Genomic DNA, 4,489 nt, shown 5'->3' with positions numbered 1-4,489 from the left:
TTGCGTTGGAATTTGTCCGACTACATACATGCCTCCCACCCCACAAATGTGTAAAGGAAGCAGAGCATCTACAATGACATGTGTCAGTTCCCGATCCCAACTATCCTCTTGGATCGGTGCCTTTTTAAAAAGTGTCATGCTGACAAAAATCATTGGACATTGATACATATGGGATTACCTTAAACGCCTTATCAGCAATAGAAGAACAGCCCTGAGCATGATTCCAAACGCCTTTTCCACCAAACCTGAAACGGTCCTGCAAAAGCTGCGATGTGATGCAACCCAGGGATTGAACACCCCTGAAGTAAAAAAAAGGCTGCAGCACTATGGCTATAACAAAATCCCGGAAAAAGGACCGAAAAAAAAGCTCCGTATCCTGGCAGATCAGTTTGTAGACCCCATAATCTACATCTTGCTCGTGGCCTTTTTGCTGGCTGTTGTCCTTGGGGATTGGGCCGAAGGCATTGCCATTTTGGTGGTCATTGCCATTACTGTTGGTATCGGGTATTTTATGGAGTTTCAGGCGGTACGCGCCCTGGAAAAACTGAGAAGTTTGGGGCGTGTGCGTACCCGAGTGCTCCGCGATGGCGTGATCAAAACCGTGGGAGCTTCTGTCCTGGTACCCGGCGACATCCTCATTTTGCAGGCAGGTGATATCGTAGCCGCTGACGCACGTCTCCTCCGGGTGGAGGGGTTACAGGTGAAAGAAGCTGCCCTTACCGGAGAAAGCCTGAATATTGAAAAAACCACCGAACCCCTTCCCCAGGACACCCTGCTGCCGGAAAGGGAGAATATGGTGTACAAAGGCACTTTTGTTGTCAACGGCACGGGGAGGGCAGTCGTCGTTGCCACAGGAATGCAAACCGAACTCGGCAAAATCCAGGTACTGAGTGAGGAAGCAGAAAAATCCCAGACCCCAATAGAGCAAAAACTGGCTGAACTGAGCCGCTGGTTGATCGGGTTAACGCTCCTTTTGGCTATTCTGGTAGTCATTTCGGGGATCTACAGCGGGATGGACCTGAAACTGATGATACAGACCGGGGTGGCCCTGGCCGTAGCTGCCATACCCGAAGGCCTGCCCATTGTGGCCACTATAGCCCTGGCCAGGGGCATGTTGCTCCTGTCCAAAAAACAGGTTATTATCAAGAAATTAGAGGCTGTACATACCCTCGGGGCTACAGACATCATTTGTACAGATAAAACCGGCACACTCACAGAAGATCGCTTAAAAGTGCATACCCTAAGTTTTGCAGACAAACAGCTCTTCCGGGTAAATGAGCATTACGAGGCCCTTTCCAAACTGACCTCAGAGCGCGCCGATCTAAAAAAATTGGTGATCACCGGTGTCCTCTGCAATGAAAGTCCTACCGCCAAGGGAGAACGCATAGGGGACAGTATTGACATTGCCCTGCTGGAATTAGCCGAGAACCTGGGTTTGGATCCGGAGCAGATACGAAAGGACTATCCAGACGTGATGATATTTCCCTTTGACACCAACAGGAAATACATGCTTACCGTGAACCGTACCAATCACGACCGCTATGTGGTTTGTGCCAAGGGAGCTTTTGAGGTTTTGATATCCTATTGCAACACGGTGATGGCAAATGGGAATGTAGTGGAATTAAATAAGAAACAGGAATGGAATCAGTGGGTTGAAAATATGGCCGCAGAGGGTTACCGCACCCTGGCACTGGCCTATCGGAACCTGGAAACCCCTCCTGAAAGAAAGCGGGTCCTGGAAGACCTGACCTTAATTGGTGTCATCGGTTTTATTGATCCCGCCCGTACAGACGTCAGGGATACCATCTCTCTTTACAAAAACGCCGGGATTAAGGTGGTAATGATGACCGGGGACCACCCGCGCACAGCGGGAAAGATTGCCCAGGAAATAGGAATGCTATCTGAGGATAAAATTTCAGATGAACTCGTGAATACCGCAGAGTTGGACCAATACGGAAAAGGGGATGCCGACTTCGATAAACGGGTCCTGGCTGCCAGGGTATTTGCGCGCGTCACCCCAAAACAAAAACTGGAACTCATAAAAACCTATCAGGAACACGGGCATATTGTGGGAATGTTTGGTGATGGGGTCAATGATGTCCCTGCCCTACGGAAAGCAGATATCGGTGTTGCCATGGGCATTCGGGGTACAGAAGTGGCCAGGGAAGCTGCAGATGTGATCCTGAAGAACGACAAATTTACCGCCATGGAACTGGCCATCCACCAGGGCAGGCTTATCTTTGAACATATACGGCAATTCGTGGTCTACCTGCTGTCGTGTAACCTGGCCGAAATTATTTCGGTTGGGGTGGCTGCCATCCTGGCGTTGCCAGCCCCTTTACTGCCCTTACAAATACTTTACCTCAACCTGATCACGGATGTATTTCCCGCACTCGCCCTGGGTATGGGAAAAGGTGAAAAAGACCTGATGAACCAGCCTCCGCGAAAACCTGAGGAGCCTATTATGACGCCAAGATTGTGGATTACCACAGCAATATGCGGATTGAGTATTACCATAGCCGTGCTGGGGATCACCCTGTATTCCCATTTCCAGCTGAACCTGCCTGTAGAAGTCATCAATAATATGGCCTTTTATACCCTGGTGCTTGCCCAACTCCTGAACATCTTTAATATGCCCTCCCGGAAGACTTCATTTTTGGTCAATGAGGTAACGCAAAACCCATGGGTGTGGGGCGCATTAATCCTATGTGTAATCATTGTCGTAATCACTAACCTGATACCCGTCGTGGCCGAAACCTTGTCCCTGGTACCCCTCACCCTTGGACAATGGGCGATAATTGGAGTTTTTGGTTTGGGTTCCCTGGTACTTACACAGTTGATTAAACGTTTGGGAGGGACGGTGTAGACCCAAATTTAATCCTGATAAAATCAGATGTTTATGTTTGGATTTATGTACCAATCGATAATGATACAAAAGAAAAGCACGGCATTTTGCCGTGCTTTTCAATTATTACCTTAAGAGGTATACCGGAAAGCCCTTAAAGCTCCTTTATCTTAATATTACGGAACCAGACATCGTCCCCGTGGTCCTGAAGGCCAAAATACCCTTCAGAGGCCACCTCAGCCCAGTTCTCATTGAGATCAGGGAATTTACTTCCGGCAACCAGTTCGTTCCACTCAGGGGTCCATAAGTGGTATTCCACTACTTTCTCTCCGTTCTGCTTGTGCCAGACCGAACCTTTGTAAACCATGATCTCTACCTGGTTCCACTCCCCTACCGGTTTTGCGTTCTGAGGTTTGGCCGGAATAAGATCATACAAGGAACCTGCCTGTCGGTTGCCATCGGTACCCATTTGGGCATCAGGGTGCTTTTCATTGTCCAGTATCTGCATTTCCGGTGCTGTTTTCCAGATAAAGTCCAGATCGTCAGATTCCTGACCCAAATAGAAGATGCCTGAATTGCCGCCTTCTGAAATTTTCCACTCCAGTTTAAGGTGGAAATTCGAAAACTTTTGATCGTACAGGATATCACCTCTGTCTTTTCCGCCAGCTTCCCCCCGGCCCGAACCCGGACAGTGGATCATTCCGTCTGCGATCACCCAACCGCTTGGGAAGGTGTCTTTCCCATAACTCCTCCAGCCTTCAGATGTTTCACCATCAAACAACAGTTTCCAGCCCTCGGCTTTTTCTGCCTCGGTTAAGGTGTTAGGGGCAGCTGCCATTTCGGTCTCTACCACTTCCTGTTCTTCTTGTGCTTCACTTTCCTTTTCTTTTTTGGCCGTATTGCAGGATACCAATACTGCTAAAATAAGTAAGGAAGCAATCTTTACTCTTATCATTGTGTCTTGTTTTAATTAATAGCTCCAGCCTTCTCTGTAAACCTTTTTAATATAGTTCTCAGCCGCTTCTTTGGCGTTCATAGTCGCGAATTTTGTGTCAAATCGCGGATCCCCATCTACCACTGTAAAGCTATCTGAGGTTACGACCCTGATCTCATCGGTATCGCTGATGTTTGTGATCTTCATGTTTTCCGCATCCCATTCGAGCCTTCTGCGCAAGCTCTGTAAACGCACGGCAAGGTTCCCGGCCACAACAGTTTCGTTAAGTGGTCCTGCATAGTCGAAATTAGAGCTGCATTCCACGCGACTATCCTTACTTTCTTTACAAGCGCGCACCCAGTCCATTTCATGACCGCCATTCATAGCATCAGCAATCCTCCGCAATTCATTGGTTACTGGGGGTGGATTGTCTTCCCTGCCAACGATATACGGATCCCTGGCATAGGTACCACAGATAAGGATACCCTTGGTGCCATAGAAAATTGCACCTCCGCCACCATCGCCCAGGAAAGTACCGGGTTTCACACCTTCAGGACGATCAGGTGTAAGACCACCATCATACCATGTAAATTCAACAGCAGGCATTTTTATAAACGGCATAGTTTAGTTTGACGCCGAACTTTCAATATATTCTGACATAGGAAATCTGAGTGAAAAGCATAAAGAAATCTTTCCAATACGGGTCGCAT

Annotated in this window: 3 protein-coding genes; 1 reads left to right on the top strand and 2 read right to left on the bottom strand. The window is 48.2% G+C overall.

All coding sequences use genetic code 11. The annotated features are described in order from the left end of the window. Positions 1-217 precede the first annotated feature (217 nt). Positions 218-2,866 (top strand): cation-translocating P-type ATPase, encoded by a 2,649-nt coding sequence (locus AC4E7D_RS11995; RefSeq protein WP_490174031.1) that lies wholly within the window; start codon positions 218-220, stop codon positions 2,864-2,866. A 133-nt stretch (positions 2,867-2,999) separates the two neighbouring features. Here the strand turns inward: AC4E7D_RS11995 and AC4E7D_RS11990 are convergent, their stop codons facing one another. Beyond that, positions 3,000-3,800 carry a 3-keto-disaccharide hydrolase gene (locus AC4E7D_RS11990; RefSeq protein ID WP_490174030.1) on the bottom strand — a complete coding sequence of 267 codons (801 nt, stop codon included), beginning with the start codon at positions 3,798-3,800 and terminating at the stop codon, positions 3,000-3,002. Between the two features lie 15 nt (positions 3,801-3,815). Beyond that, a complete protein-coding gene (locus AC4E7D_RS11985) occupies positions 3,816-4,400 on the bottom strand; it encodes a hypothetical protein (protein WP_490174029.1) in 585 nt (194 codons plus the stop codon). Between the last annotated feature and the right edge of the window lie 89 nt (positions 4,401-4,489).

The sequence above is a fragment of the Lentiprolixibacter sp. genome (genome assembly GCF_982873095.1).
The sequence above is the reverse complement of the archived record's forward strand: the minus strand, read 5'-3'. Positions and strand labels throughout refer to the sequence as shown.